Below are 26,178 nucleotides of genomic sequence, written 5' to 3'. Positions count from 1 at the left end.
AGAGTTTAAATTGGCTACATATTAGCAAAGTATTGATCAATCGCTAAGCCTTGTCTGCTGAACCTGCCAGTATTTGCATGATTTGTTGTTGTAATTGAGGCGTCAGCAATTGTTGCTGATACAGTTGCTCAAAGCACAGTCGCGCAGCGTAGGCATCTGCTGCGGCATAATGGATTTGTTGCGGACTCAGATATTTAAGCGACCAGTTGGATGTACTGATTTTTTTACTCTTGGCGAAATAGCGCTGGAAAAGCAGAGCGATTGCCGTTTGAGTACCGACTTGGCTGCGATAACCAAAACTTGCAAAGCTCTTGGACAGATCAATCATGGCATTGGGATGAATGCCTTTACGACGAAAGATATGAGCATCATTTTTCAACCCAAAACCGACTTTGAGTTGTTGTTCATTTTCGAGAATGGGACGAAGAAAATCCAAAATTTCAGCGCTAACCTGAAACAAATAAGCTTTATGCGGTGTGGCAAGCTGGATCAGGTGAGGGCCTGTCGATTGTTCACCGACTTTAAAGGTGGGTTTAGACTCGGTGTCGAAACCAAAGATCTGGATGGCATCGAGTTCAGCTTGCAGTGCTAGACATTGCTCAAGGGTTTGGATAACCAGAATGTTTTCAGTGGCGAGGTTTGCAAATACAGACAAACTACGGATGTATTCTTTGGTTACGGGGAGGGGGAGGTGTTTGGGGGTATCCATCTGCATTTAAAACCAAGTCATTTATCTGAGCTTAAACGGTTTTATGGAAATGTAAAAGCCAAGTGAGAATACTTGGCTTATTGCCCTGCGAAATATTTATTCGGCATAAGGATGTTGCTGTTCAAATTGCAGTTGCTGACTTTTCTGGATGTAATTTTGGTAAGCAGGAATGGCAGTCGCCGCGAGAATTAACATACTAATTGGAATCAGGATGATGTAGATCCAGGCTAAAACTTTTTCCCAGCCCTGTGTAATACGGGGAGCGCCATAATTATTTGTATTCTCATCTCCTTTTGCACAACTTAAATAAATAAAAAACAAGAAATTCACCAGTGGAATCAGCATTAAAAGTGATAACCATCCTGTTTGATTTCGATCATGTAGGCGACGGATAGAGAAAATAAAACTGTAGTAGAGGACGGCGATATAAATAATGATAAAAACGCCACCTAAGAGGTAGACCAAAATACCTGTAGAAGAATTACTAAACGCAGGCATGAAGAACGCAGCAATAATACCAAGGACCAACATGGAAAGTCCAAGGAGCATATTCCAGCCTAAATAAGAGAGTCTGCCAAAACGCCCATTTGCGCTAAAACCTGAATCATTGGCTTGAAAATTAGCGGTCATTTTAAGTTCCTATATTGATTAATTTTTTAAGGATACGCTGTTTGGTTTTTATTCAAATCGCTTGCATGATAAGCAAAATAGTATTGAAAATAAATAGAAAAGAAGAATTAAAAAAAAATCAAGCCAATATTGATTGGCTTGATTTTGGATCGATGGTTTTGGGTTCTAGTAGAAAGTTAAATCTTCCATTCCACAAAATTCTTTAACAACTGCAAACCAGCGGTATGACTTTTTTCAGGATGGAACTGGGTCGCAAACAAATTGTCTTTGTGAATCGCGGTGCAGAAATTTAGACCATAATCGCAAGTTGCAGCGGTAACAGCTACATCTTTAGGCTCGACATAATAGCTGTGCACAAAATAGAAACGCGCATCTTGCTCAATGTTATTCCACATCGGATGACTTGGATCAAGTTGATGCACTTGGTTCCAGCCCATGTGTGGCACTTTTAAATTCGGAATTTCAGGGAAATGTTTAACCACACCATCGAAAATACCAAGCGCATCAACACCGCCATTTTCTTCCGAGCTTTGCAGGAGGGCTTGCATACCTACACAAATTGCCAGAACAGGCTTGTTGAAGGCTGCCTGACGCACCACCTCATCAATACCTGCTTCACGCATACCTTGCATGCAGTCACGCATTGCGCCTACACCTGGAAACACAATCTTATCAGCTTTGGCAATGAGTTTAGGATCATTGGTCACGTCTACTGTCGCCCCGACATGCTCTAGCGCTTTTGCCGCAGAGTGCAGGTTACCCATGCCATAATCAAGTAAAGCAATCCGGGTCATTACAAACTACCTTTGGTTGAAGCAATGGTGTTTTCTGCTCGTGGATCAATTTCACAGGCCATACGCAATGCACGTGCCAAGGCTTTAAATACACTTTCAATCTGGTGGTGACTGTTTTTGCCTTTTAGGTTATCAATATGCAATGTCATCAGTGCGTGATTGACAAAACCTTGGAAGAACTCTGAAAATAAATCGACATCAAACGTACCGATCCGGGCACGGGTAAATGGAATATCCATGAATAAGCCTGGACGACCAGACAGATCCACCACCACACGAGACAATGCTTCATCTAGCGGTGCATAGAAATGACCATAGCGACGTAAGCCTTTTTTATCGCCCAAAGCTTGTGCAAAGGCTTGTCCCAAGGTAATTCCGCAATCTTCAACGGTGTGATGGTCATCGATTTCCAGATCGCCATCACAATGAATATCGATATCAAATAGACCATGGCGCTTGATTTGATCAATCATATGGTCTAAAAATGGAACTCCAGTGTTGAGTGTGCCTTGACCAGTACCATCGAGATTGAGACGAACTCGAATTTTTGTTTCGTTGGTATTTCTTACCACTTCACTGATACGTTGCGTCATGGACACGTTCCTCAAAAAACGTCAAAAATGATTGAATTAAAAACCGATAGTTTCGCTGTGACGAAAAAGTGACAGCATCATAGTTTGCTCAGGAGGGTTAATCAATGCCTATTACCGTACATGCTTACAGTTCTCTGGAAGATTCAGGGATTCGTACTCAGCTCGAGCGACTTTACGATACCAGCCCAGAGTTTGGCGATGGGCAAGATGCAATGGAACAACTTGAACAAAATCTACAGCAATATACCACAGTTTATACCGCTGAATTTAACACCAAAATTATAGGTGCAATTTGGGCAACAGGACAAGGTGAAAGCCGTGTTTTGGAATATATTGTGGTACATCCTGCCAATCGCGGGCGTGGGGTGGCAGAACGCTTGGTTGAAGAAGTATGCCGTATGGAAGAAGAGCAAGGGGTTAAACAGTTTGAACCGGGTTGTGGGGCCATCCATCGCTGTTTATCGCATATTGGCAAAATCTAAGCCTTAATCGGGTATTACTTGCTCCTTTGCAGCAAAATTAAGCGTTTAAGAGAAAAACCCACAAATTTGCTTGACGGGCTTAGGCAAACATTGTTTAATACGCCCACTTTGGCGTGATAGCTCAGTAGGTAGAGCAACGGATTGAAAATCCGTGTGTCCCCAGTTCGATCCTGGGTCTCGCCACCATAAATTTGTATTTTCAATCCCTGATCCCATCAGGGATTTTTTTTGCCTTAAAATTGATTGCGTGAAAAATGTGCATTCAAATCAAAAGCTCATGATAATTATTGACTATTGCCCTGAGATACGGCTTAATACACCCCATTGGCGTGATAGCTCAGTAGGTAGAGCAACGGATTGAAAATCCGTGTGTCCCCAGTTCGATCCTGGGTCTCGCCACCATATTCAAAAAGCCTCAAACGAAAGTTTGGGGCTTTTTTTATTGCTTCAATATTTTGCTATATTGGGGCCAAGTAGAAGAATTGAAGAATAACATCGCATGAAAGATCTGTTTTCGGCGCAAAGTGAACTTTATCAACAGGCGCGACCGACTTATCCACAATCGCTCATAGACAGCTTAATTAAACAGCTCAAAGGTTTTGACTGTACGTGGGACTGTGGCGCAGGTTCAGGACAATTAACGCGGCTAATTGCACCGTATTTTCAACAGGTGATTGCAACTGACCTGAGCCAGAACCAGCTCGATCAAGCGCCTGCCTTAAGTAATGTTAGCTATTTACAGCAAGCGGCGGAGCAGTGCACTTTTCCAGACCATTATTTTGACTTGATTACCGTTGCGCAGGCGATTCACTGGTTTGACTTTGAAAAATTCTACGCACAAGTGAAACGAACGCTCAAACCAGAAGGCGTGATTGCAGTGATTGGTTATGGCTTATTAGCGCTTGATGACGCGCTTTTGAATGATCGGATACGACAGCTTTATTATCAGACCTTAAACGGCTTCTGGGATACAGAGCGGCGCTATATTGATGAGCATTATCAATCGATTCCATTTCCTTTTGAGGAAGTTTCAATGCCGGCGTTTCAGATTGAATTACGCTGGACAGGACAGCAGTTGTGGGATTATTTAAATACCTGGTCTGCGGTAAAGCATTACCAAGATCAACAGCATGAGAGCCCATTGCTGAGCTTACAGGGGCTGTTACAGCAACAGCAACCCATTGGAGTCACCTTTCCAATTTTGCTCAGAGTCGGGCGCCTAACTACTTCAGGATAGGAAAATAAAAAAGCATGCCGAAGCATGCTTTTTATGAAGAGAGGGGATTATGCCGATTTAGCAATATCCACACGTGCTAACATATGACCTGTTTCTTCAAAGTTGGCATGCCAAGACAGTGCTTCACGTAGAATGTGTGGGGTATGCCCGCCACGTTCACACGCACGGTCAAAGTAATCGTTGAGTGCGCCTTGATACAGTGGATGCACACAGTTATCGATAATCACACGCGCACGTTCACGGGGTGCTAAGCCGCGTAGGTCAGCAAGACCGACTTCAGTCACTAAAATGTCAACATCATGCTCATTGTGGTCAACATGGCTCACCATGGGCACGATCGATGAGATATCACCGCCTTTGGCAATCGATTTGGTCACAAAGATGGCAAGATGTGCATTACGGGCAAAGTCACCTGACCCCCCGATACCATTCATCATTTTGGTACCGCAAACGTGGGTTGAGTTCACGTTGCCATAGATGTCAAACTCAAGTGCAGTATTAATGCCGATAATGCCTAGACGACGCACAATTTCAGGATGGTTTGAAATTTCTTGCGGGCGTAACACCAATTTGTCTTTGTAATTTTCAAGATTGCCAAAAACACGTTCGCCACATTGAGCCGATAAAGTAATAGAGCTACCAGAAGCGAATTTCATCTTACCTGCGTCAATCAATTCAAAGGTACAGTCTTGAAGAACTTCTGAATACATGACCAGATCTTCAAAATTTGAATCTTTCAGGCCAGTAAGCACTGCATTGGCAATTGAGCCAATTCCTGCTTGTAATGGGCCAAGGTTTTTCGCTAAACGACCTGCAGCGACTTCCTGTTCAAAGAACTTGATCAGGTGGTTGGCAATACCCTGAGTCTCGGCATCAGGTGCCGTTACGGTTGAAGGTGAATCAGCTGTATCGTTAAAGACGATACCCACGATTTTTGCTGGATCAATTGGAATCGCTGTTGAGCCAATACGATCATCTACTTGCGTTAAAGGCAACGGGGTACGGGTTGGGCGATAAGTGGGGATGTAAATATCGTGTAAGCCTTCAAAGTTTTCGCTGAGTGAGGTATTGATTTCAACAATGACTTTTTCGGCAAAAATGGCAAAACTCGCTGAGTTACCGACAGAGGTAGTTGGGACGATGTGACCGTCTTCAGTAATCGCAACTGCTTCAATCACGGCCACATCTGGGCGTTTCAATTGTTGATTACGCATTTGTTCAACGGTCTCGGACAAATGCTGGTCAATAAACATTACTTCGCCGTTGTTAATGGCACGACGTAAGGTATTGTCGACTTGGAATGGCATACGACGCGCAAGCACACCTGCTTCCGTCAATTGTTTGTCTAAGTCGTTGCCGAGGCTTGCACCGGTAATTAATGTGATTTTTAACGGATTTTTTTTAGCTTGTTCAACCAAGGCTTGTGGGACTGCTTTGGCTTCGCCCGCACGGGTAAAACCGCTCATACCGACCGTCATATCATTTTTAATAAACTGAGCTGCCTGCTCTGCACTCATCACTTTGTCATGCAGTGCTGCAAGACGAATACGACTTAAAGACATCATCCATTCTCAATATTGCTTTTCATTGGCTATGGATTTTAGCGCTAAAACATGAAAAGTGAATTGAAATAAGGCTAAGGTCTAATACAGCTGCATACGCTTTATTCACCTGCTTTTCAGTTGCTTATTTTCTGTGTGATATTTGCTTGAATTTATACAGGAAAGACACTTTAGGGCAGGGCGTTTGTTTGATTTGAATCAGCAGCAAACCGAATCAAAGCTATCAATCCGGCATTCATTGGATTGCAGACTTTAGTCGAACAGGCATGACAGACGCGGCTGATCAGCTAACTTTAAAAATGCCCCGTTAGGGTTTGCTTGATCTTATCAATCGCATTATTTTGTGGTTCATCGCTAGGCGTCGCAGCATGAATCGGTAGAGAAATTACCACCTCTAGGCCACCTTGATCACGATTACGGATGCTGATCTGCCCCTGATGAATATCTACAATACGTTTCACGATGGCTAGGCCCAGGCCACTGCCTTGAATTGTTCGTGCTGAGTTGCCACGAACAAAAGGTTGCATTAACTCTTCTACCTGATCGGGTGGAATCCCTTCGCCATGATCGGCTACCGTAATCAGAATATGGTCGTCGACATGACTGGCCGATAATTCAATCGGTTCTGCACCATAACGTTTGGCATTATTGACCAGATTGGCAATCAGGCGTTTTAAAGACAAGCTACGTGCAGGAATGATCGGTAACTCTTGTGCTTCAAAACGAATATCCAGTGGTTTGAATTGCACCACCAGTTCTTGCAATAGGGTATTCAGATTGGTCTCTGTGAGTTCTTCATCTGAACCATCACGCATATAGGAAATGAACTGATTCAGAATTGCATCCATATCATCCACATCGTAAATCAGCCCTTCACGGAAAAACTCATCGGGGAGCATTTCAGCAGTTAAACGAATCCGCGTAAGTGGCGTGCGTAAGTCATGCGAGATCCCTGCCAGCATAATCTGACGATCACGTTCGGTTTGCTCTAGCGTATAGACCATGTGGTTAAAGGCTTGGTTCACCTGACGGATTTCGAGTGGACCATGATTGGTATCTAAATAAGGTGCTTTACCTGTCTTACTGTAATTATTGGCCGTATTTTGTAAGCGACGCAAAGGTCGGTTCATTTGACGAACCAAAATTAAAATAATAATGGAAGAGACAATTGGGACACCAAAGAGCCAACCTGCGATCAGCTCAACACTATAGTTGGTATAGGTTTTTAATGGTTCTCGTACCCAGTTACCATTCATTTCCGGGGTTTGAATCCAGATTCGAGGAATCGGTTTAAATTTAAAATAAACAGTAACGTCTTTGACACCAAGTTCGTTAGCTAGCTTCTGTTCAATCTGATTGGTAAACAGTTCTGCGAGGAATTTGTCTTCAACTTTTGGGAATTCGGCTGGATCGGTAATATATTCAATACCAATCCGATTTTTGAGCCACGTGTCGACATCCACTTCATTATCACGATGCAGGATACGGATGTCTGGATTATTGACCAGTTCTAATTCAATCGCCAGATAACGGGCATGTTGCTGCAGTTCTGGAAGATAGAGGGTTCGCCAAAAGAACCACAAGGACATAAAAAGACTAAAGAACACCATGAACAGTACCAAAATGGTGGTACGCATGGCTGCGGAACGTGGTTTGATTTTATCTAAAAAACGTTCCCATTGGGTTCGAGGCCTTTCTGAATAAGCCGCGAAGTCAGTAAATTCTTGTGGATCAATGGGTTCAAGTTTCAACGTTTAATTTCCTAAGCTTATTCTGCGCCATCTGGAACAAAAACGTAGCCTACACCCCAAACGGTTTGGATATAGCGCGCACGAGCAGGGTTATCTTCAATTAAACGACGTAAACGAGAGACTTGGACGTCAATTGAACGCTCCATTGCACCCCATTCACGGCCACGTGCCAAATTCATCAGTTTGTCACGTGTTAACGGTTCACGTGGATGTTGAACCAGAGCTTTCAGAACAGCAAACTCGCCTGTTGTTAGCGTAACCACCTGACCTTCACGGGTCAATGTACGCGTGGATAGGTCTAAAGACCAGGGGCCAAAGCTGACCACTTCAACTTGTTGGCTTGGTGCACCTGGAACTTCACGAACTTGACGACGTAATACTGCACGGATACGAGCCAGCAATTCGTTCGGATTAAACGGTTTTGGTAAGTAATCGTCAGCACCTGCCTCTAAACCTGCAATACGGTCAGAGTCGCTACCGCGAGCGGTGAGCATAATGATTGGTGTATCGATATTGGATTGGCGTAAACGGCGGCAAATGCTTAAACCATCTTCGACGGGAAGCATGAAATCAAGCACAATAAGCGAGAACAGTTCACGTTGCAGTAAACGGTCCATTTGTGTTGCATCATGAGCAGTTTTTACCACGAAACCTTTATCTTCGAGGAAGCGTTGTAAAAGCGTACGCAAGCGCACATCGTCATCGACCACTAAAATGCGTTCGACTCGGTCTGTCTCATGGTGTACGGTTTCCGTCGATTCAGCAGGTACAACTAAACTCATGATGTGCTCCTTTATCGTTTATTGTCATCGTCTTTCAGCAATGCAAAGAAGTATACGATTCATTGCACAGTTTTGGCTATGTTATAAAGCAACAAATATTGCCAATAAAATCAAGAGATAGATACCAAATATATACAGGCAAAATGATGACAATCAACCTATTTATCAATATTTAGGCGAAAAAAACTTGGTATTTTAGAAACATTCAAAGATTTGCATAAAAGATTGAGGACTGAGATTTTTGCGCGCGCTGGGTACTGAATCGACAATTCTGCTAGGCTGAATAAAAGTTAAACAGGATTAAAACACAATATTCAAAAAAACAATGGTGGATTTTATAGCCATGAACTTTATAATCAGTGCTTTTAGACTTAACCCTTGTGGAATCAATCACGATGACTGACTTAGTTCAGCAGTTGGCAAATGAACTTGCCGTACGTCCAAACCAAGTAGAAGCTGCTATTCGTTTAATTGATGAAGGTGCCAGCGTTCCTTTTATTGCACGTTACCGTAAAGAAGTCACGCAAGGCTTAGACGATACGCAATTACGTCAACTCGATACACGTTTAACTTATTTACGTGATTTATATGAGCGTCGTGAGAAGGTAATCCAATCTTTACAAGAACAAGATAAATTAAACGATGATTTATTAGCGCGTGTGAATGCAGCAGAAACCAAAAATGCATTAGAAGAAATTTATGCGCCATACCGTCCAAAACGCACCAGTAAATCATTTAAAGCGAAAGAAGCAGGGCTGGGTGCGATTGCTGAGAAAATTATTAGCGAGCAAGTTGATCCAACTGAAGCTTTGGCTGGCTTTAGCCACGAAGAGTATCCAGATGTTGAAAGCCAGCTTGATGCAATTCAGCATATCCTGATTGATGACTGGGCACAAAATATTGCTTTAACTACTGAATTAAAACAAACTTTTGCTAAAACTGCGGTATTGAAAAGTACAGTGGCTTCTGATGAGAAAAAAGAAGTCGGCAAAAAGTTCCGTGATTATTTCGAGTTTTCAGAAAACCTGAACAAAGTGCCATCACATCGTTTGTTGGCGATGTTGCGTGGTCGTCAAGAAAATGTCTTGGGCTTGAAAGTGGATGGCGAAGATGAAGCGCCTTTAGCTCGCATTGAGACTGAATATAATCTTGAACAAACTCAACCCCAAAGCCGTCAGGATTATTTAAAACAGACCGCAAAACTATTCTGGTTGGGTAAGATTCGTCCACAAATCGAACATTCATTATTAACCGACAAACGTTTGGCTGCTGAAGCTGAAGCCATGGATGTGTTTGCTGAAAACCTACGTCATTTATTACTTTCAGCACCTGCGGGTAGCCGTACTACCTTAGGTGTGGACCCTGGTATTCGTACAGGTGTAAAGCTTGCTGTGGTGAGCGATGCTGGCGATGTCTTGGCACATAGCACCATCTATCCATTTGCACCAAAAGAAGATAAAGAAGGTTCACTTGCGGAACTTGCACGTTTATGCAGAGAGTTCCACGTGGAACTTATTGCGATTGGTAACGGAACGGCAAGTCGTGAAACCGAAGCATTGGTTGCAGAAATGATGGCAGCCAATCCTGATCTCAAATTGACGCGTATTACCGTAAGTGAAGCGGGTGCATCGGTTTATTCGGCAAGTGAACTGGCCTCACAAGAGCTTCCTGAACTGGATGTATCGATTCGTGGTGCAGTGTCAATTGCACGCCGTTTACAAGATCCGTTGGCAGAACTGGTAAAAATCGATCCAAAATCAATTGGTGTGGGTCAATATCAACATGACGTCAACCAAACTGGTCTGGCAAAAACACTGGATGCGGTGGTTGAAGACTGTGTGAATGCCGTGGGGGTGGACGTGAATACTGCCTCACCTGCGATCTTGGCCTATATTGCGGGTCTGAATAAGTCGATTGCTCAGCAAATTGTTGAATACCGTAAAGAAAATGGTCGTTTTGATAACCGTCAGGCATTGAAAAAAGTACCCCGTTTAGGTGAGCGTACTTTTGAACAATCTGCGGGCTTCTTGCGTGTTCAAAATGGTTCAGAGCCATTAGATGCTTCAGCCGTTCATCCTGAAAGTTATGGTTTGGTCGAAAAAATTGTTGCAGCAAAAGCGACAACGGTGAAAGACATTATTGGTAATACTGAGATCATTCGCCAAGTCAAAGCCGATGAATTTGTCGATGACAAATTTGGTTTACCAACCATTCAAGATGTTCTAGCTGAATTGGAAAAGCCGGGTCGTGATCCACGTCCAGAATTCCGTACTGCAAAATTCCGTGAAGACATTACCGAAGTTGCGCAGTTGACTGAAGGCCTACAGCTTGAAGGTGTAGTGACCAATGTCACCAACTTTGGTGCATTCGTCGATGTGGGCGTACATCAAGATGGTTTGGTGCATATTTCTGAATTGGCAAATGAATTTGTAGCTGATCCACATAAAGTGGTCAAACCAGGTCAAATCGTACAAGTCCGTGTCATGCAGGTCGATGTGGAACGTAACCGCGTGAATTTGAGTATGCGTGCCGAAGGTGCTGCACCAGCCAAGGCGGCTCGCTCGCAGCGTCCACCGCAAGATCGTACTGAACGTTCAGAGCGTAAGCCACAAGGTCAACGTCCGCCACGTAAAGATGGGGATAAACGTCCGCAACAGCACAAGCCAAAATCTGAAAAACCACAAGAGCAAAAAATTGGTGGTTTAGGTGCCTTGTTATTACAAGCAGGGATTAAAGGTTCTAAATAACCAAGATATTAAAAAAGCCTCTTCGGAGGCTTTTTTTTCAGTGATTTTATTTTAATTTTTTGAATAGAAGAAAGGCTATTCGCCATAACATATCAAAGGGTCAGAAAATGAAAAAAATATTGCTTTTATTACTACTTTCAAGCTTAAGTTGTGCTGCACTGGCCAAGGCTCCTTATCGTGCAACCGCTGACTGTCGCTTTGATTATGATGATTTTAACTTTTGCTCCAAACAAAATATTGCTCGATATAAATCCGCCTTGGCAAAGCAGTCTCCAAACTTTGATGTAACCAAAATTTTGTTGAATGTTGGATCGGCTCAAGCGATTCGTTATGTTGTGATTGATGCCGAAACTGGGATCGTGTTTCCATTACGCGATGAAATCTTGGGCTTTAAAGATGAGAAAGGCGGATTAAACGGGAAACCTGCATTGATTCAATTTTCGCTTCAACAGCCACAATTGTGCATTCAAGGCAGTGTCTATGCTTATCGAGATGCCTATGACAATGTCAAAGTTTGTTATCGCATGGAAAAAGACTCAGGACTCAAATATGGTCAAGAGGTAAGACGCGTTGATATTCCGGCATCATTAAAGTAATCCGTGGCTTAAGACCTCCAGAGCGAGGATTTTATTGCTGTTCAATTGACGCTTTTAACTGGAGAAGTTGTTGTTCTCTTAGTTCGAGTTGCGTGATGTTCTGTTCATTTGACGCCATTTTTAATGCTTGGATATCCAGCAAAATATTATCCAATAGGCGTTGATATTGCTGCAAATCGAGTATTTGGGCGGCGAGTAATATACCATCCGTTTTGGCCTGATAATTTAAACTAATTTTTCTTAATAGGTTTAAAGCAAACGGTGGGCATAATAAGGCATCCAATAAGAGCTGCATGATTTTAAAATTAGAGAGCTGTAATCTTTTTCGTTTTATCATCACCACAAGGATTGAAATAAGATTGAGGCTATAAATAAGCACTAAGATGATCGCAACTGCAAGATAGTTTGCTTTAAATATCATCAATAAGGGCAAAACAATAATGGTCAGAATAAAGATCAAGATATTAATTCCTTGCAGTGGTTTTAATATCTGGCTGATATTTTTGATGTGGAGCAGATCATGGGCATGAATACTGGGCTCAGGATCTTTAATTTTCCATGCACATTTAAAAAGTAGTTGATGCGATAACAGTAGGTTTGGAATAAACAGATATTTATGCAAGACATTGATTTGTCTTGAAATCAATTCCGATTTAAATCTAGATCGCATCCCTTTGTGAAGATTGAACTCATTATAAAAATAGAGAGAAGCCGAGTCATAGATATAGAACCCGACTATCCCAATCGTGAGCAGTAGTTCAACAGCGAGGTGCATTTAAGATTTATTTTTATTAAATAAAGAACGAACCCAGCCACCGACTGCAATCGCACCCACGGCAATAAATTTCCATGCAGCCGCAAAGAAGGCTGCAATGGCGGCCCAGAAGCCTTTTTTGGTGGCGACAACTGCAGCACCGCCTGCAATCAATGCGGCTAGACCATATTCAGCGACTTTATCGCCTTCACGATATTCGGCATATTTCTCACCAAAATTATAATCAAAGCCTTTTAAACTGGTTTTAAACGCACCAATATTTTGCGTTAAATGTTCTTCATCAGACACCAAGGTCGCGCTGGTTACACCGGTACGACCCAAGATCCGAATGGTATAGTTAATTGCTTGGTTATTGTCCTGATCTTTGATTTTGAGTGCCCATTCCAGACGTTTGGTCTGGTTGTCATAATGGGGAGGTACGGCCCAACCCAAGGTATACAGTTTTGGATAACCTAAACGTGCGCGTTCTTCATTTGAAGATTCATCAGAATCTTTGATCTGTTTTAATAAAGCATCGGCATCGATTTTCTCATCATCTTTCACATATCCTGCTGGATCAAAATCAAAGGTTGCCCACCATGAATCATCAGGCGCGACTAAAATATTAGTGCTGCCTGTGGTTAAATTACCTGTTAACTCTAGGAATTTATCTGCATTTTTAGGATCTAAAAATCCTTCGTCTTTCAGTGTATTTAAGGTTGCGACATTAGCGACATTTTCTTTCTTGGGTCCTAAATGCCAATCTAATGTGGCCATTGGATTTTGTTCAGCATGTAGTGATGAAGCTGAATTTGTGCTGGTTTGTTCTGTGGATGCTGAAGCATATACATCAGCTGGAAAGGTTGTGGTTGCTACTACTGAAAGGCTCAGTGCAATGGCATAACTTAAAGGGATTAATTTTTTAGGGTGCAAAGGATTTAACATCTGTTTCTCTCAATTTTTTAACTTTTGGTTTTATTACAATTTATTGCATAAATTATGCGCGGATTTTAGAATATTTTGATTAAGAATTAAATCTATTTAAACGACGCTTTGCTGTTTAATTTACTGCGATTTCGATGATCTAAAATAGAGGCCTTATTTAAATGAATCGGTTTAACTTTAAAAATGCAGAGTGTGCCATCGGCGTTTATTTAGCCCCATTGATCTTTGTTTTGAACAAACAGCAATTTTATTCTATAAATCTGATTCAATTGGGTTAACCTGATTTGATGCAAAAATTTAAAGGAGGTCGTGATGTCGCGTAGACCTCGTGAACAAGTCGATTATTTACACCTAGAGGAACTGGGTGGTCTGGAAATGCTGAAAGCTAGCTACTATCAGCAGGAATTTTCACGGCATGTTCATGAAGGATTTTGCATCGGTGTAATTGAAGAGGGTGCACAACGCTTCTACCGCACAGGGGGCAATCATGTGGCACCACAGGGCGATATTATTCTGGTCAATGCCGATGAAGTGCATACTGGATCTTCGGCGGTAGAAACAGGCTGGCGTTATCGCGCAATCTATCCAACCCCTGAAGTCTTTTATGAGCTGACACGTGATTTAACTACCGTGCACGGCACAGCACCTTGGTTTAGAGAGGCAGTACTCCATGATGAAGGTTTAGCGCAACAATTTCGTTTACTGTTTGATTTACTGGAACAACAGAATAATACCTTATTAAAGCAGACCTTATTCTTGTCTACGATTGCATGGCTGGTGTCGAAGTATAGCCAAGTCAAACCGCAAATCGTGGATTTGAGTAACGCCAAGCAGCGCATACTCAATATCAAAGAGTTGATGGCGAGTATGCCTGAACAAGAATTTTCCTTGGCTGAACTTGCTGCGATCGCCAATCTGAGCCAGTGGCATTTTCTACGTCAATTTAAAAAATATGTGGGACTATCTCCGCATGCATGGTTGATACAGGCTCGTTTGCAGAAATCACAGAGACTCTTAAGGCAAGGGCTGAATTTGTCCGAAGTGTCGCAGCAATGTGGTTTCTCGGATCAAAGTCATTTTAGCCGACATTTTCGTCAAACTTTTGGCATTACCCCCGGGGGATATATCGCGTATCTCAAATAAAACAGCAATTTTATACAATTTTGATTGATCGAATTTTGGCATAGTTTGCTGATCTTGTATGAAAAATTGTGATGTTGATGTTAAGTGAGACCATAACAGATAACACGCCAATGACCGCCTCTCGGGCATTTTTAAACGGTGTGATTAAAATACTGCCTCTATGCTTTGCAGTTCTACCTTGGGGTTTGCTTGCGGGTTCCATGGCGATACAGGCGGAACTCACCACGGCACAAGCGATTGGCATGTCCGCTTTGGTTTTTGCAGGTGCAGCGCAATTAATGACGCTAGGTTTGGTCATGGCCGGAACGCCCGCGCTCACGATTATCATTTCCGTATTTCTGATCACCACCCAGCATTATTTATATGCGCTGTATTTACGTGAAGACATTGCCAAACAGCCATTAAAGCATCGTTTACTGTTGGGCTTTTTACTGACGGATGAGCTGTTCGCGGTCAGTATTAAAAAGCAGCCGCATTATATTTACTATTTATTGGGAGCAGGCAGTTGCTTCTATCTGTGTTGGGTACTGTTTAGTGTTTGCGGGATCCTGTTGGCGGCCTCTGTGCCCAATCTGCATCAATACCATCTGGATTTTTCTATTGTTGCCACCTTTATTGCGATTGTGATTCCTTTTATTAAAAACCTGAATACCTTGGTGGGTGTGTTGGTCTCTGTGGGTTTAACCTTGGTTTTCCTGAGCTTAGGCATCAAAAGTGCTGCGATCTTGGCGGGCGTGATTGGAATGTTGACGGCTACCTGTTTACAGAATCTTCGGGAGCGTACAGCATGAGTTGGTCTCTTCTGATTGTTCTGGCAATCGTGGTGTTTATGAATCGCTATATGCTGCTGGAACCGAATATCCCTTTACGGCTACCGAAATGGTTTCAGCAATCGTTACAATATTCTGCACCGTGTTTGTTGACTGCGATTGCGACCCCGATTGTGTTTATGGATGAGCAGGGTAGCTTTCGTGAGACTTTATTGAACCCGTATTTTCTTGCCACAATTCTAACCATTGTGATTGCTTATAAGGTCAAGCATACCTTGCTGACAATTTTCCTTAGTCTGGCCTGTTTTTATGCCTTGGTCTTTTGGCTGCCTTAGTCGACTTGGGCAGTGGCAAGCCATGCCCAAGCATGAGTAAGTCTCAAAATTAACGTGTGGTATAACCGCCATTGGCGAAAATGGTTTGGCCTGTAATCCACCAGCCATCTGTGACTAGAAAGCGAACTAAAGGTTCAATATCTTCGATCTTGGTCAGTCCACCCAAGGCGGACGCCGATTTATGGTAAGCCACGGCTTCAGGTGCTTCCTGACCATAGAAAAACGGGGTATCCATTGGGCCGGGTGCGACGGCGGTTACCGAGATACCACGCGCACCAAACTCTTTGGATGCAGCACGAGTATAATGCTCGACCGGTGCCTTTAGACCTTCATAGGTTGAATAGAGCCCTGTATAGGCGGCAAGCAGACTGGTCACGATACTACAGATTTTGCCGTTCGCATTGAGATGACGGCCAGCCGATTGAATAAAGAAATAGGCAATTTTGTTGTTGATGTCATTCATGCCATCAAATTCTTGTTCGGTAGTGTCTAGGTATGGTTTTTTCAGCACTCGCCCTACAGTATTAATGGCAATATCGATGCCACCAAATTCGGCTTTGGCGGTAATAAAGAGTTGTTCGATATTTTGAATGTCAGCTAAATCGGCTTGGACCAAAATCGCTTTTGCCCCAAATGCTTGTACGTCTTTTAAGGTTTGTTCCGCGTCGGCTTGCGTGGCAGCACTATTGTAATGAATCAATAAATTTGCACCTTGTTCGGCAAATTTACGTGAAATTAGTCCACCAAGGTTTTTAGCACCACCCGTGATCAAGACGGTTTTGCCCTTTAATTGATGTTGTGACATCGGATTGTTCTCATGTTGTTTTGGCATGAAAATCATCCTAATCCAATTTATTTGTTTGAAATAGTTGTTAGTATGGAACTGATTGTGCAACAAAGTTGAATAATAAAATGGACAAGATTGATCGTTTAAAAATTTTCTGTTTGGTTGCAGAGAAACAGTCTTTTGCACAAGCTGCAGTACAACTCGGATTGCCGCGTTCGAACGTAACCTATGCCATACAGGCATTGGAAAAAGAATATGAAGTGCTGCTGTTTTATCGAACCACCCGTAAGGTGGCATTAACGCATGAAGGAAGTTTATTTTATGACGAGGCATTACGTCTGGTCATGCAGTTAAAAGAGTTGAATCGTTTTAAACGTCAGGCACGCAGCCAAGAGGGCACGATCAGTATCGGGATGCCAAAACGAATGGTTACCCAGATTCTCCTTCCTCATTTACTTTCTTTTTATCAGCGTTATCCCAAGGTCAAAGTGCTGATCAACGGTAGTGATGATTTCTCCAATTTGATCGAGCAACAGCTTGATTGTGTGGTACGTGTGGGGCAGGTGCAGGATGAGTATTTATTGATTCGGCCCATTACCCACACTCAGATCTGGACGGTGGCTTCGCCGCAATATCTGGCAGAGTTTGGTGAACCAAAGCATGTAGATGAGCTTCAGCAGCATTTCGCTGTGGATTATCATGTTGCCAAGCATTATCGTGAATTTAGTGAACTGGTCTTTCAGGACCAGCGGATCAAGCTGCCGTATCGCTTGTTGATTGAAAATACTGAAGCTTATATTCAAGCGGGTTTAGCCGGTATTGGCATCATTCAAATTCCTGAATTTGATGCAGCTGCCTATGTTCAGCAAGGTCAGTTACAGCGCTTATTTATGGATATTCCAAACTTGCAGTTGCCCGTCAATATTTTACTGACGGATCGCCAATATCGTCCCAAATATCTTCAAGATTTTATTGATTGGCTCGATGGATTATTAAAAGCCCAACTTTAGTCGGACATAAAAAAGCATACCTGAGTATGCTTTTTGACGGTTACAACGATTAGTACAGGCCAAGCAAGAAGCCCACACCCAAGGTGAAAAAGCTAAATAACCAGATCCAGCCAAAGGAATAGCGTAAGTGACGTCCCATATCCGTTCCTGCCAGCCCCATAGCCAGCCAAGTGGCGGGTGAGAATGGGCTGACGAAGGTTCCCGCATTATTGCCAATAGCCATGGCATAAACCACCGAGTGAGCAGAAACTCCAGCTGTTGAGGTGACTTCATGTACGATCGGGAGCAAGGCAAAATAGTAGGCATCGGTACTGGTAAATAAGTCCATTGGAACGCCGAGCATACCCACCAGAATATGTAGACTACCTACCCATGTACTTGGCAAAATCTTGATCAGATCCAGTGCAATCGATTGCAACATACCAGATTCGGAGAGAATCCCTAAAAAGGCACCAGCAGCAAAAATAATGGCAACCATGCTAAGTGCTTGTGGCGCGTGGCGGTTAATAACAGCCATTTGCTCTCTAGGTTTGGGGAAATTCACCAGTAAAACCAGCGATAAGGCAATCATAAAGACATAAGGGGCTGAGAACAGACCAAATGCAAGACAGATCACGGCAAGAATAACCAAGGCAATGTTAAACCAGAACTTTTTAGGCTTTACTTGTTCTTGTGTATCTTCTGCAAGATCTGCGGCCATACAATCTTGTTCAAATGGCGTGGTGCCGAAAGCTTGGGCGGCCAAGATCCGTTTTTTTTCACGAAGCCCCATCAGAACAGCAAAGCCCATCATACCGAGTACCCCAACCACCTGAACCGGGATCAGGCTACGCCAGAGTTCTGCTGCTTCAATTCCTGTAACGGCTGAGGCACGTCCTAAAGGACCACCCCACGGAACCATGTTCATCACCCCCATGCTGCCTGCCATTAGCAATAGCATCAGGTAAGGACTCATCCCTAATTTGCGGTAAAGTGGAAGTAATGCGGGAATAATGATGAGAAAAGTGGCTGCACCTGAACCATCCAGATGCACAACAGCCGCAATTAAGGTGGTCATGACGGCAACAATCACCACATTACCGCGTGTCATACGCACCATGCTTCGAATCATTGGATCAAAGACATGTAACTCTTTTAAAATACTAAAAAACAAAATGGCAAATAAAAACATGGTGGCCACTTTGCTGACTTTTAATAGCCCTGCTTCAAAGAAGCCGGAAATATCGCTAATCGAAAAGCCTGCAATTAAAGCGCCAATCAGTGGAACAATCGACATGGCTACAATAGGACTGGTTTTACCAGACATGAGCAGCACGACAATCGTCACAATAATTAGAATACCTATCAGCGTAAGCATTATTTACTCCCTTAAGTTGTAACCTCTTGCCATAAAAAAGTGTTAAAAATACACCAAAAATAAAAAAATGAAGCGCCGTCCATTATGCATAAAAACTTAATTTAAACTTAAATTTAAGCAGGAAAATTAAACGAAAAGGCGAATAAATCGCCAGATCATTTAAATTTTAATAAATAATAGTGGTAGGTGAAATTTAAAAATACTTGATAAATAAAGAAATATTAATTCTATTTTGGACTCTTGCATAAAATCACCCTAAGGCAACAGGGCAGCTAAAGAATAGTCTTCATCAAGATGAACGACCTCATACATGTGCTCAGGATAAAAGCGATTAAAACTTTGACTTTTGAGGACTGGATAAATTAGAGTAAATGCTCTAATTTATCCAGTGAGATGAACATGCGGATTGGCCGACAAGCCTGGATGGTGCAAAGTTCGGGTGATTTATCCTTAAAAGATCGCATGGCGCTACTGCGCCATAGTCTGTTGCCTGTGCTCAAACAGAGCATAAACATGTATAGCTTGTCGCACCGTATAAGGCCTGCATCACAGTTTCAATTGAATCTGGACGATCTAAAGTTACCTGATAGCTTAGAGGTACAACAGGCATTGGAGTTAATGCAATCTTGCAGCGCAGAGGCTTTGCAAAATCATTGTCTGCGCACATGGTGTTATGCCGTTGCATTTGCCAAGATGCAACAATTAAAACGCGATGATGAATTATTGGCAGTTTCGTGTTTATTGCATGATTTGGGTATGACGAAGCAATATGATCAGTATCATGCAAACTGTCGCTGTTTTGCCGGGCAAGGGGCATATGCTGCAAAAGACTGGTCAATTCAACGAGGCTGGCAAGACTTACGCGCAGATCAATTGTTTGACGCAATCAGCCTGCATATGAATCCTTATGTCGCATTGGATGAAGGGGTCGAGGCACATTTACTGCAACAGGCTGCCAGTTGTGATGTGATTGGCAGTCGCGGTTTTGAATTTTCCAGCCTGTTCAGACAACAATTACAGCAGCAGTATCCGCGCCTGGATTTCAGTCAAAACATGATTGAATTTACCCAGCAGGAAGGACAAAGACGTCCAAAATCTCGGACCGCAATGTTGGTAAATAGTGGTTTAAAACACTTGGTGAAGTTAAACCCTTATGCATGATGAATACCGCATATAAAAAAACCACCTTTGCTACAGCAAAAGTGGTTGGAGTTTTAGGAGCTTGAGTTAATGATCATGTTCCAGATATTCAGGTTTTTTCGGTATTGCCCAACTACAGAAGAAACAGATCAACAGCATAATAATCACGTAGACGAAGAAGGTATTTTCTATGCCTGCATCTTTGAACAATAAGGCCACCGAGGGAGCAGAACCGCCAAACAAGGCATTACCGACCGCATAAGAAAAACCAACGCCCAAAGCACGAACATGTGGTGGAAACATTTCAGCTTTGACCAGACCACTGATCGAGGTATAGAAGCTCAGTAACATCATCAGGAAAATCAACAATAAGGTGATCATGACTGGCGAATCGGCAAAGCTACGCATGCCCGTCACCATCACTGGATAGATAAAGATGGCGCTGAGTAAGCTGAAGGCCAGCATGGATGCACGACGGCCAATACGGTCAGAAAGCATACCAAATAGCGGTTGAGCCAACATAAACACAAACAAGGCCGTGGTCATGATGAAACCAACGGTTTTGCCATCCATGCCGATATTGGTGAGATAGGTTTTTGAGTACACGGTGACCACATAGAAGGTCAGTGAACCTGCAGAAGTATAGCCCACCACTAATAAGAAGGTTTTCCAGTGCTGCTTCAGCAAAGCGATTAAGCTGCCCGATTCTTCACGCTCAGCATCTTCATGCGATAAAGTTTCTTCTAAGCGGCTTCGTGCAACTAACGAAAGCAATGCCGCCATACCACCAATAACAAATGGAATACGCCAGCCACCATCATTCAATTGCTGCTCAGTCATGAAACCAAGCAAGATTACTCCCAGCAAGCTGGCCAGTAACTGCCCCCCTGACAAGGTGACATACTGGAAGGAAGCAAAGAAGCCGCGTTGTCCTTTTAAACCCAGTTCACTCATATAGGTCGCCACAGCACCGTACTCTCCACCGACAGAGAGACCCTGTAATAAACGCACCATAAGCAGTAAAAACGGTGCCCACATTCCGACTTGATCATAGGTCGGTAAAGCGGCAAAGAGGAATGAGCTGAGTGCCATCAAGCAAATCGAAATGACCATCGACTGCTTACGGCCCTGACGGTCAGCAATCCGTCCGAACAACCAGCTCCCAATTGGTCGCATAAAGAAGCTGGCACCAAACACCCCCCAAACATAAATGGCTTTGGTAGTTGGTTCCATATCTGGTGCAGTTAAGGCATGGGTAAAATAAGCCGCAAAAACTGCATAAATATAGAAATCAAACCATTCAACTAGATTCCCTGATGCCGCACCGACAATACCCTTGATACGGCTTGTTCTTTCTTCCTTGCTATATGTCTGACTCATATACGTTCCTTTTCAACCAAGCAAGATTCTGTAACTGAATCTTTACAGAATGTTATATACCGCTAAAAAAGTATGAAAATGGCACTATTTTGTATGTTTTTTATGAAAACATTTTTATATGTGGAGAATAGGCACGATTTTTTACTGACTCTTTAACAGGGGAAGAATGTCAAAATAGTCAATATTGAGAATTTAATGTTTTTAAAAAGCAATTAATTGAGTTATGGGAGGGGGATTCTTTTCAGTAAAGCATATGGTGTCATGTACGTCGATTGTCATGAAAGCATGTAGATGAGTTTAATTTTATGATTCCGCTTCAAGCCCGTGCATGAGGATGAGTGTAGCTGGATTTGATGATCAGACTGCAAACGAATGATTTAGAAAATAGGCTTATGGATAAAGCAGTAGGGGAGTTGCTGCTTAATGCAGCAAAGCTGTGGATAAGTTTTGATTTATAGACATCGCTATTATTGAGATGCAAGCATGTTTTTATGGTCATTAATTGAGTACTGGAACAGCACAGTCTGCTCTTAATGGACATGGTTCTCCTTGTGTCAGTTTATGCAGCATTGCTTTGATTTGATCAAGTTGGGCAATTTTTTCATCGATCCGGCTGAGCTTTTCCTGAAGGATTGTTTGGAGCTGTGCGGCAGGAATTTCATCTTGTACCGTCATTGCCAAGATCTGTTTAATTTCACTCAGCGCAAAGCCTAGATTTTTAGCAGTACGAATCAATTGGAGTTGTTGTAGGGTTTGTTCAGGGTAATCTTTATAGCCATTATTGCAGGTCATCGACTGGATCAACTGCATTTTTTCATAAAAGCGAATGGTATCTCGACTAAGATCGGCCTGTTTTGCCAACTGTCCAATCAACATAATGAATATCCTTTGTTATTTTAAAAAGTAATTGCATAAATCCCTTGACCATTGAGTGTACTCCATCCTTTAGCCTATGCCTATATTCAATCAAAAGAGCGTGAGAGATGGATCATAACAACTTCAGAATACAGCAAGATAAACCAGTCGCTTTGGTTGCAGGTGCAACAGGATTTATTGGTCGTTACTTAATTTTGGAACTCTTGAAACAGGGCCACTCGGTCTTTGCCTTGGTTCGGAATCAGGCGAAACAGCAAACAATACTTATGCATTGGCTTAGTCAAAAGGGTATTTCCTTGGATCAACTGATTTTTATTCAAGGTGATATAACGCAGGTGGATTTGGCCATCAGCCGCGAGGATTGGGACAAATTAAAGTCCGTCAACACCTTATATAATAGCAGTGGATTATTTGCATGGAATCTCAGTATGCAGCAGGCAAGGACTGTCAATGTTAAAGGTGCATTGAATTTATTAGATTGTGTGCATCAGCATTGTGATTTAAAACGCGCTGTCCATGTTTCGGGTTATATGTTGACGATTCAAAGCCATTTAGAACAAGCGGGAGTTTGCCTTGATCGGCCTGACAAGACCAATTGGCTCGCAGTTTACCAGCATTTAGGTGCCTATGAGGCATCGAAAGTAGAAGCTCATTTTGCATGGATACAGCAGGCGCAACAGTTATCTGTTGACTGGACCATTATCCATCCAGCAACAGTTGTTGGCGATGAGGAGTCCGGTGAAATACCCACAAATCAGCCGATCGCGCAAATGATTGATTTGTTAAAGCGGGGAAAAATGAGCGCCATCCCTGCAACAGCCCAACATTATCTACCTCTGATCCGTGTCGATGATTTGTGTCAGATCATGGTGAAGGCATCGATGGATCAGGATTTAGTGAATCAATCGATGTTGGTGGTCAGCGAGCATCAGCTCAGCCTGCCTCAATTGACAGGCATGATTGCTGCTCAGTTGCAAGTCAAGGCTCCCACACGGCAGGTTCCGATCGGTTTATTGAAACTAATTTTAAAGTGGCAATGGTTGGCGAAGAAACTAGAAATGTCTACGGAAATGTTAGATTTCCTAAGAACTGAGCCTTTAGAACAAGCCGATTTACAGCAGTTCAAACAGCGTTGGCAGATCTCAACCGGTAATGTAGAGGTGGCGATCCGTAAAACTACGGACTGGATCAACCAAGTAAGCTAAAGTCTTTTGCAAATAAAAAACAGCCAATCAAAAGATTGGCTGTTTTTTATTGAATCTGGTGACAAAAGACTACCAATGCTCACCTGGAAATAAACGTGCATAGGCGCGTTGGATCAGGTTTAATTTCTCTTGTTTACCCACAGAGGCGGTAGAGCTTGGGAACAAGTTATAACCAATGGACATTAAAATATTGTTGATGTCAGGCGCGATGGCATATGTAATTGACGCAAGGCGGCCGAGGTTGGTGGCAATTTTCTTTGGACGTTTCACGATGGCATAAGCAATCAAGTCTGCTGCTTCTTCTGGCGAAAGCGTCGGGACATATTTATAAATCTTGGTCGGTGCGATCATTGGCGTACGGACCAATGGCATATAAATAGAGGTGATCGCAATTTTGTGTGAATTAACTTCTGCAGACAAACAACGGCTAAATGCATCCAGCGCTGCTTTAGAAGCCACATACGCCGAGAAACGGGTTGCATTGGCCAATACACCAATCGAGCTGATGTTAATGATCTGACCATCTTTACGTTGCATCATATGCGGTAAGATATTCAGCACTAGACGAACTGCACCGAAATAATTGAGCTGCATGGTTCGTTCGAAGTCATGGAAGCGGTCCACTGACTCGTGTACGGCACGACGAATTGATCGACCTGCGTTGTTGACCAGAATATCGATATGATCCACCGCCGCCAAAATTTCTTTTGAAACGGCATCAATCGATTCCATTTCATTTAGATCACATGGAAAAACAGAGGCTTTGCCTCCTTCAGCTTCGATTTCTGCTTTGACCTCATCTAACTTCTCTTTCGTACGAGCGAGCAATAAGACATGGGCACCTGCCTGAGCAAGATATTTTGAAACCGTTAAACCAATGCCACTTGATGCACCAGTGACAATGATTGTTTTACCGTCGACTTTTTGCTGAAAAAGTTTTTTGAGTTTTGCATTCATGTAAGTGTCCTACATTAATCACGCTGTTGTATACAATGCTTTCTTATTGCGATTAACATTGCAATTTATTTTGGTCTAATAATAGTCGATATTTTTTGTTTGTCTAGTGTAAATATCTGAAAAATAATAGTTTTTTTAGAGTAAAAGCTCTAAAGTAAGATGTTGTAATAGTTGAAAAAGAAATAATATTTTTGAGTATTTGTATAAAAAATAAGCCCCGTATCCGGGGCTAATCGATTTCATTCAAATTAAACGTGTGCAAGGGCCTGTTCAAGATCCGCAATCAGGTCATCTACATGCTCAATCCCAATAGACAAGCGGACGAGGTCTTCACTAACCCCAGCTGACTTTAGCTCTTCGGCATTGAGTTGACGATGGGTGGTCGTCGCAGGATGGCAAGCCAGACTTTTGGCATCGCCAATGTTTACTAAGCGGGTAAATAGCTGTAATGCATCAATAAAACGTGTCCCCCCAGCCAATCCATCTTGGACGCCGAAAGACAGGATGGCGGAAGGTTTACCTTTCACATATTTTTGGGCCAAATGATGCTGTGGGTGATCTGAGAGGCCTGCATAATTCACCCATTTTACTTTCGGGTGCTGTTTTAAATATTCAGCAACCTTGATGGCATTTTCAGTATGGCGCTCCATGCGTAAGTTCAAAGTTTCCAGGCCTTGTAGAATCAAAAATACGCTGAGAGGGCTAATCGCGGCGCCTGTATTGCGCAATGGCACCACGCGCGCACGTGCAATATAAGCCGCTTCACCCAATACTTCGACATAATTCACACCGTGATAGCTTGGGTCTGGCGTATTCAGGGCTTTAAAGCGTTCAGGATATTTGCCCCAAGGGAATTTCCCACTATCGACAATCACGCCACCAATACTGTTGCCATGACCACCGATATATTTGGTCAGTGAATGAATCACAATATCTGCACCAAATTCAAAAGGTTTGAGTAACGCAGGTGTGGCCACCGTATTATCTACAATCACAGGTACGCCGTATTCATGTGCAATTTTGGCAATCACGTCTAAGTCGATGATATTGCCGAGTGGGTTACCGATCGACTCAACGAAGACCAGTTTGGTTTTATCATCAATAATCTGACGCAATGCCTCTGGGTTTTGATAGTCGAAGAAACGGACTTCAATGCCTTGCTTTGGCAAGGTGTGAGCAAACAAGTTATAAGTACCACCATATAAGGTCGATACCGATGCAATATTGTCACCCGCTTCGGCAATGGTTTGAATCGCATATGTAATCGCAGCCATGCCAGAGGCTAAAGCCAAGGCACCAATCCCGCCTTCCAGTGCTGCAATACGCTGTTCCAGCACGGCTGTGGTCGGATTCATGATTCGGGTATAGATATTGCCCTGTACTTTGAGATCAAATAAATCTGCACCATGTTGCGTATTATCAAAGGCATAAGAGGTCGTTTGATAAATCGGCACGGCCACGGCTTTGGTGGTCGCTTCTGGTGAATATCCCGCATGAATGGCTAAAGTTTCATCTTTATAGGTCATGATTACATCATCTACGTGAGTTAAATACTGACCGAGTCTAGCGCATATTTTATCCAAAATGGTGCATAAATTTTGCGCTGTATAGCGTTTTTCCTGATATAACCAGTGCT

At 42.8% G+C, this 26,178-nt stretch carries 25 protein-coding genes and 2 tRNA genes; 12 read left to right on the top strand and 15 right to left on the bottom strand.

What is annotated here, in order from left to right:
* Positions 1–43: 43 nt before the first annotated feature.
* From Aba26S_RS12665 to hisB, 4 genes are all read right to left on the bottom strand, one after another.
* The gene (locus Aba26S_RS12665; RefSeq protein WP_043972431.1) at positions 44–715 is read right to left on the bottom strand and encodes a 3'-5' exonuclease; all 672 of its coding nucleotides are present in this window, start codon (positions 713–715) and stop codon (positions 44–46) included.
* Between the two features lie 90 nt (positions 716–805).
* Positions 806–1,339, bottom strand: a complete 534-nt coding sequence (locus tag Aba26S_RS12660; protein WP_043972429.1) for a DUF805 domain-containing protein — start codon at positions 1,337–1,339, stop codon at positions 806–808.
* A gap of 176 nt (positions 1,340–1,515) precedes the next feature.
* Positions 1,516–2,133 (bottom strand): imidazole glycerol phosphate synthase subunit HisH, encoded by a 618-nt coding sequence (hisH, locus tag Aba26S_RS12655; RefSeq protein ID WP_043972426.1) that lies wholly within the window; start codon positions 2,131–2,133, stop codon positions 1,516–1,518.
* A complete protein-coding gene (hisB, locus tag Aba26S_RS12650; RefSeq protein WP_000194096.1) occupies positions 2,133–2,726 on the bottom strand; it encodes an imidazoleglycerol-phosphate dehydratase HisB in 594 nt (197 codons plus the stop codon). The genes hisH and hisB overlap by 1 nt, the downstream gene beginning before the upstream one ends.
* Before the next feature lie 104 nt (positions 2,727–2,830).
* Here hisB and Aba26S_RS12645 point away from each other — a divergent pair, with 104 nt between their 5' ends.
* The 4 genes from Aba26S_RS12645 (at position 2,831) to Aba26S_RS12630 (ending at position 4,445) form a co-directional block, all read left to right on the top strand.
* Entirely contained in the window at positions 2,831–3,208 is a 378-nt protein-coding gene (locus tag Aba26S_RS12645; RefSeq protein ID WP_005238285.1) for a GNAT family N-acetyltransferase, read from the top strand.
* A 110-nt stretch (positions 3,209–3,318) separates the two neighbouring features.
* Positions 3,319–3,394: transfer RNA gene (locus Aba26S_RS12640), tRNA-Phe, on the top strand.
* 140 nt (positions 3,395–3,534) lie between these two features.
* Positions 3,535–3,610 (top strand) — tRNA-Phe (locus Aba26S_RS12635).
* A 97-nt stretch (positions 3,611–3,707) separates the two neighbouring features.
* A complete protein-coding gene (locus tag Aba26S_RS12630) occupies positions 3,708–4,445 on the top strand; it encodes a class I SAM-dependent methyltransferase (protein ID WP_043972423.1) in 738 nt (245 codons plus the stop codon).
* 47 nt (positions 4,446–4,492) lie between these two features.
* Here the strand turns inward: Aba26S_RS12630 and Aba26S_RS12625 are convergent, their stop codons facing one another.
* The 3 genes from Aba26S_RS12625 to ompR all read right to left on the bottom strand — a co-directional run bounded on the left by Aba26S_RS12625 (position 4,493) and on the right by ompR (position 8,540).
* Complete coding sequence (locus Aba26S_RS12625) at positions 4,493–6,007, bottom strand: acetyl-CoA hydrolase/transferase family protein (protein WP_005275734.1); 1,515 nt, start codon at positions 6,005–6,007, stop codon at positions 4,493–4,495.
* 293 nt (positions 6,008–6,300) lie between these two features.
* Complete coding sequence (locus Aba26S_RS12620) at positions 6,301–7,758, bottom strand: ATP-binding protein (RefSeq protein ID WP_005238291.1); 1,458 nt, start codon at positions 7,756–7,758, stop codon at positions 6,301–6,303.
* 17 nt (positions 7,759–7,775) lie between these two features.
* Entirely contained in the window at positions 7,776–8,540 is a 765-nt protein-coding gene (gene ompR / locus Aba26S_RS12615) for a two-component system response regulator OmpR (protein WP_004657337.1), read from the bottom strand.
* A gap of 395 nt (positions 8,541–8,935) precedes the next feature.
* Between ompR and Aba26S_RS12610 the strand changes: the two genes are divergently transcribed.
* On the top strand, positions 8,936–11,287 hold the full coding sequence (locus tag Aba26S_RS12610; protein WP_043972418.1) for a Tex family protein: 2,352 nt from the start codon (positions 8,936–8,938) through the stop codon (positions 11,285–11,287).
* A 107-nt stretch (positions 11,288–11,394) separates the two neighbouring features.
* Positions 11,395–11,883: a hypothetical protein gene (locus Aba26S_RS12605; RefSeq protein WP_043972414.1), complete on the top strand. Its 489-nt coding sequence runs from the start codon at positions 11,395–11,397 to the stop codon at positions 11,881–11,883.
* A 31-nt stretch (positions 11,884–11,914) separates the two neighbouring features.
* Here the strand turns inward: Aba26S_RS12605 and Aba26S_RS12600 are convergent, their stop codons facing one another.
* Both Aba26S_RS12600 and Aba26S_RS12595 read right to left on the bottom strand, forming a co-directional pair.
* Positions 11,915–12,658, bottom strand: coding sequence for a hypothetical protein (locus Aba26S_RS12600; protein WP_043972411.1), 744 nt, complete (start codon positions 12,656–12,658; stop codon positions 11,915–11,917).
* Positions 12,659–13,582, bottom strand: a complete 924-nt coding sequence (locus Aba26S_RS12595) for a DUF2167 domain-containing protein (RefSeq protein WP_043972408.1) — start codon at positions 13,580–13,582, stop codon at positions 12,659–12,661.
* Between the two features lie 312 nt (positions 13,583–13,894).
* On the opposite strand from Aba26S_RS12595, the gene Aba26S_RS12590 reads away from it, so the two are divergent.
* The 3 genes from Aba26S_RS12590 (at position 13,895) to Aba26S_RS12580 (ending at position 15,830) form a co-directional block, all read left to right on the top strand.
* Positions 13,895–14,725 carry an AraC family transcriptional regulator gene (locus Aba26S_RS12590; protein ID WP_043972405.1) on the top strand — a complete coding sequence of 277 codons (831 nt, stop codon included), beginning with the start codon at positions 13,895–13,897 and terminating at the stop codon, positions 14,723–14,725.
* A 77-nt stretch (positions 14,726–14,802) separates the two neighbouring features.
* Positions 14,803–15,516: an AzlC family ABC transporter permease gene (locus tag Aba26S_RS12585; protein ID WP_043972455.1), complete on the top strand. Its 714-nt coding sequence runs from the start codon at positions 14,803–14,805 to the stop codon at positions 15,514–15,516.
* Positions 15,513–15,830, top strand: a complete 318-nt coding sequence (locus Aba26S_RS12580; RefSeq protein ID WP_043972403.1) for an AzlD domain-containing protein — start codon at positions 15,513–15,515, stop codon at positions 15,828–15,830. Before Aba26S_RS12585 ends, Aba26S_RS12580 begins: the two co-directional genes overlap by 4 nt.
* A 49-nt stretch (positions 15,831–15,879) precedes the next feature.
* On the opposite strand, the gene Aba26S_RS12575 is transcribed toward Aba26S_RS12580, so the two are convergent.
* A complete protein-coding gene (locus Aba26S_RS12575) occupies positions 15,880–16,635 on the bottom strand; it encodes an SDR family oxidoreductase (protein WP_043972454.1) in 756 nt (251 codons plus the stop codon).
* A gap of 107 nt (positions 16,636–16,742) precedes the next feature.
* Here Aba26S_RS12575 and Aba26S_RS12570 point away from each other — a divergent pair, with 107 nt between their 5' ends.
* The gene (locus Aba26S_RS12570; protein ID WP_043972401.1) at positions 16,743–17,627 is read left to right on the top strand and encodes a LysR family transcriptional regulator; all 885 of its coding nucleotides are present in this window, start codon (positions 16,743–16,745) and stop codon (positions 17,625–17,627) included.
* A 49-nt stretch (positions 17,628–17,676) separates the two neighbouring features.
* Here the strand turns inward: Aba26S_RS12570 and Aba26S_RS12565 are convergent, their stop codons facing one another.
* Positions 17,677–18,984 (bottom strand): CitMHS family transporter, encoded by a 1,308-nt coding sequence (locus Aba26S_RS12565; RefSeq protein ID WP_043972399.1) that lies wholly within the window; start codon positions 18,982–18,984, stop codon positions 17,677–17,679.
* A 399-nt stretch (positions 18,985–19,383) separates the two neighbouring features.
* Here Aba26S_RS12565 and Aba26S_RS12560 point away from each other — a divergent pair, with 399 nt between their 5' ends.
* Positions 19,384–20,145 (top strand): HD domain-containing protein, encoded by a 762-nt coding sequence (locus tag Aba26S_RS12560; protein WP_005238310.1) that lies wholly within the window; start codon positions 19,384–19,386, stop codon positions 20,143–20,145.
* Positions 20,146–20,211: 66 nt separating this feature from the next.
* Here Aba26S_RS12560 and Aba26S_RS12555 read toward each other — a convergent pair whose 3' ends face one another.
* A complete protein-coding gene (locus Aba26S_RS12555; RefSeq protein WP_005238311.1) occupies positions 20,212–21,504 on the bottom strand; it encodes an MFS transporter in 1,293 nt (430 codons plus the stop codon).
* 498 nt (positions 21,505–22,002) lie between these two features.
* Positions 22,003–22,380 carry a MerR family DNA-binding protein gene (locus tag Aba26S_RS12550; protein ID WP_043972397.1) on the bottom strand — a complete coding sequence of 126 codons (378 nt, stop codon included), beginning with the start codon at positions 22,378–22,380 and terminating at the stop codon, positions 22,003–22,005.
* Between the two features lie 107 nt (positions 22,381–22,487).
* Here Aba26S_RS12550 and Aba26S_RS12545 point away from each other — a divergent pair, with 107 nt between their 5' ends.
* Positions 22,488–23,585 (top strand): SDR family NAD(P)-dependent oxidoreductase, encoded by a 1,098-nt coding sequence (locus tag Aba26S_RS12545; protein WP_043972395.1) that lies wholly within the window; start codon positions 22,488–22,490, stop codon positions 23,583–23,585.
* Positions 23,586–23,654: 69 nt separating this feature from the next.
* On the opposite strand, the gene Aba26S_RS12540 is transcribed toward Aba26S_RS12545, so the two are convergent.
* Together Aba26S_RS12540 and Aba26S_RS12535 are read right to left on the bottom strand one after the other, a co-directional pair.
* Entirely contained in the window at positions 23,655–24,542 is an 888-nt protein-coding gene (locus tag Aba26S_RS12540) for an SDR family NAD(P)-dependent oxidoreductase (RefSeq protein ID WP_043972392.1), read from the bottom strand.
* Between the two features lie 248 nt (positions 24,543–24,790).
* The gene (locus tag Aba26S_RS12535; RefSeq protein WP_005238315.1) at positions 24,791–26,068 is read right to left on the bottom strand and encodes an O-acetylhomoserine aminocarboxypropyltransferase/cysteine synthase family protein; all 1,278 of its coding nucleotides are present in this window, start codon (positions 26,066–26,068) and stop codon (positions 24,791–24,793) included.
* Positions 26,069–26,178: the final 110 nt, after the last annotated feature.

Source organism: Acinetobacter sp. NBRC 110496 (assembly GCF_000876115.1).
In the GTDB taxonomy this organism is placed as follows: domain Bacteria; phylum Pseudomonadota; class Gammaproteobacteria; order Pseudomonadales; family Moraxellaceae; genus Acinetobacter.
This window is presented reverse-complemented; position numbering and strand designations above follow the sequence as displayed.

Bases quoted from the DNA above. Each gene is read 5' to 3' on its own strand.
- Aba26S_RS12665 (WP_043972431.1), bottom strand. From the start codon at position 715: ATGCAGATGGATACCCCCAAACACCTCCCCCTCCCCGTAACCAAAGAA.
- Aba26S_RS12660 (WP_043972429.1), bottom strand. From the start codon at position 1,339: ATGACCGCTAATTTTCAAGCCAATGATTCAGGTTTTAGCGCAAATGGG.
- hisH (WP_043972426.1), bottom strand. From the start codon at position 2,133: ATGACCCGGATTGCTTTACTTGATTATGGCATGGGTAACCTGCACTCT.
- hisB (WP_000194096.1), bottom strand. From the start codon at position 2,726: ATGACGCAACGTATCAGTGAAGTGGTAAGAAATACCAACGAAACAAAA.
- Aba26S_RS12645 (WP_005238285.1), top strand. From the start codon at position 2,831: ATGCCTATTACCGTACATGCTTACAGTTCTCTGGAAGATTCAGGGATT.
- Aba26S_RS12630 (WP_043972423.1), top strand. From the start codon at position 3,708: ATGAAAGATCTGTTTTCGGCGCAAAGTGAACTTTATCAACAGGCGCGA.
- Aba26S_RS12625 (WP_005275734.1), bottom strand. From the start codon at position 6,007: ATGTCTTTAAGTCGTATTCGTCTTGCAGCACTGCATGACAAAGTGATG.
- ompR (WP_004657337.1), bottom strand. From the start codon at position 8,540: ATGAGTTTAGTTGTACCTGCTGAATCGACGGAAACCGTACACCATGAG.
- Aba26S_RS12610 (WP_043972418.1), top strand. From the start codon at position 8,936: ATGACTGACTTAGTTCAGCAGTTGGCAAATGAACTTGCCGTACGTCCA.
- Aba26S_RS12605 (WP_043972414.1), top strand. From the start codon at position 11,395: ATGAAAAAAATATTGCTTTTATTACTACTTTCAAGCTTAAGTTGTGCT.
- Aba26S_RS12600 (WP_043972411.1), bottom strand. From the start codon at position 12,658: ATGCACCTCGCTGTTGAACTACTGCTCACGATTGGGATAGTCGGGTTC.
- Aba26S_RS12595 (WP_043972408.1), bottom strand. From the start codon at position 13,582: ATGTTAAATCCTTTGCACCCTAAAAAATTAATCCCTTTAAGTTATGCC.
- Aba26S_RS12590 (WP_043972405.1), top strand. From the start codon at position 13,895: ATGTCGCGTAGACCTCGTGAACAAGTCGATTATTTACACCTAGAGGAA.
- Aba26S_RS12585 (WP_043972455.1), top strand. From the start codon at position 14,803: ATGTTAAGTGAGACCATAACAGATAACACGCCAATGACCGCCTCTCGG.
- Aba26S_RS12580 (WP_043972403.1), top strand. From the start codon at position 15,513: ATGAGTTGGTCTCTTCTGATTGTTCTGGCAATCGTGGTGTTTATGAAT.
- Aba26S_RS12575 (WP_043972454.1), bottom strand. From the start codon at position 16,635: ATGTCACAACATCAATTAAAGGGCAAAACCGTCTTGATCACGGGTGGT.
- Aba26S_RS12570 (WP_043972401.1), top strand. From the start codon at position 16,743: ATGGACAAGATTGATCGTTTAAAAATTTTCTGTTTGGTTGCAGAGAAA.
- Aba26S_RS12565 (WP_043972399.1), bottom strand. From the start codon at position 18,984: ATGCTTACGCTGATAGGTATTCTAATTATTGTGACGATTGTCGTGCTG.
- Aba26S_RS12560 (WP_005238310.1), top strand. From the start codon at position 19,384: ATGCGGATTGGCCGACAAGCCTGGATGGTGCAAAGTTCGGGTGATTTA.
- Aba26S_RS12555 (WP_005238311.1), bottom strand. From the start codon at position 21,504: ATGAGTCAGACATATAGCAAGGAAGAAAGAACAAGCCGTATCAAGGGT.
- Aba26S_RS12550 (WP_043972397.1), bottom strand. From the start codon at position 22,380: ATGTTGATTGGACAGTTGGCAAAACAGGCCGATCTTAGTCGAGATACC.
- Aba26S_RS12545 (WP_043972395.1), top strand. From the start codon at position 22,488: ATGGATCATAACAACTTCAGAATACAGCAAGATAAACCAGTCGCTTTG.
- Aba26S_RS12540 (WP_043972392.1), bottom strand. From the start codon at position 24,542: ATGAATGCAAAACTCAAAAAACTTTTTCAGCAAAAAGTCGACGGTAAA.
- Aba26S_RS12535 (WP_005238315.1), bottom strand. From the start codon at position 26,068: ATGACCTATAAAGATGAAACTTTAGCCATTCATGCGGGATATTCACCA.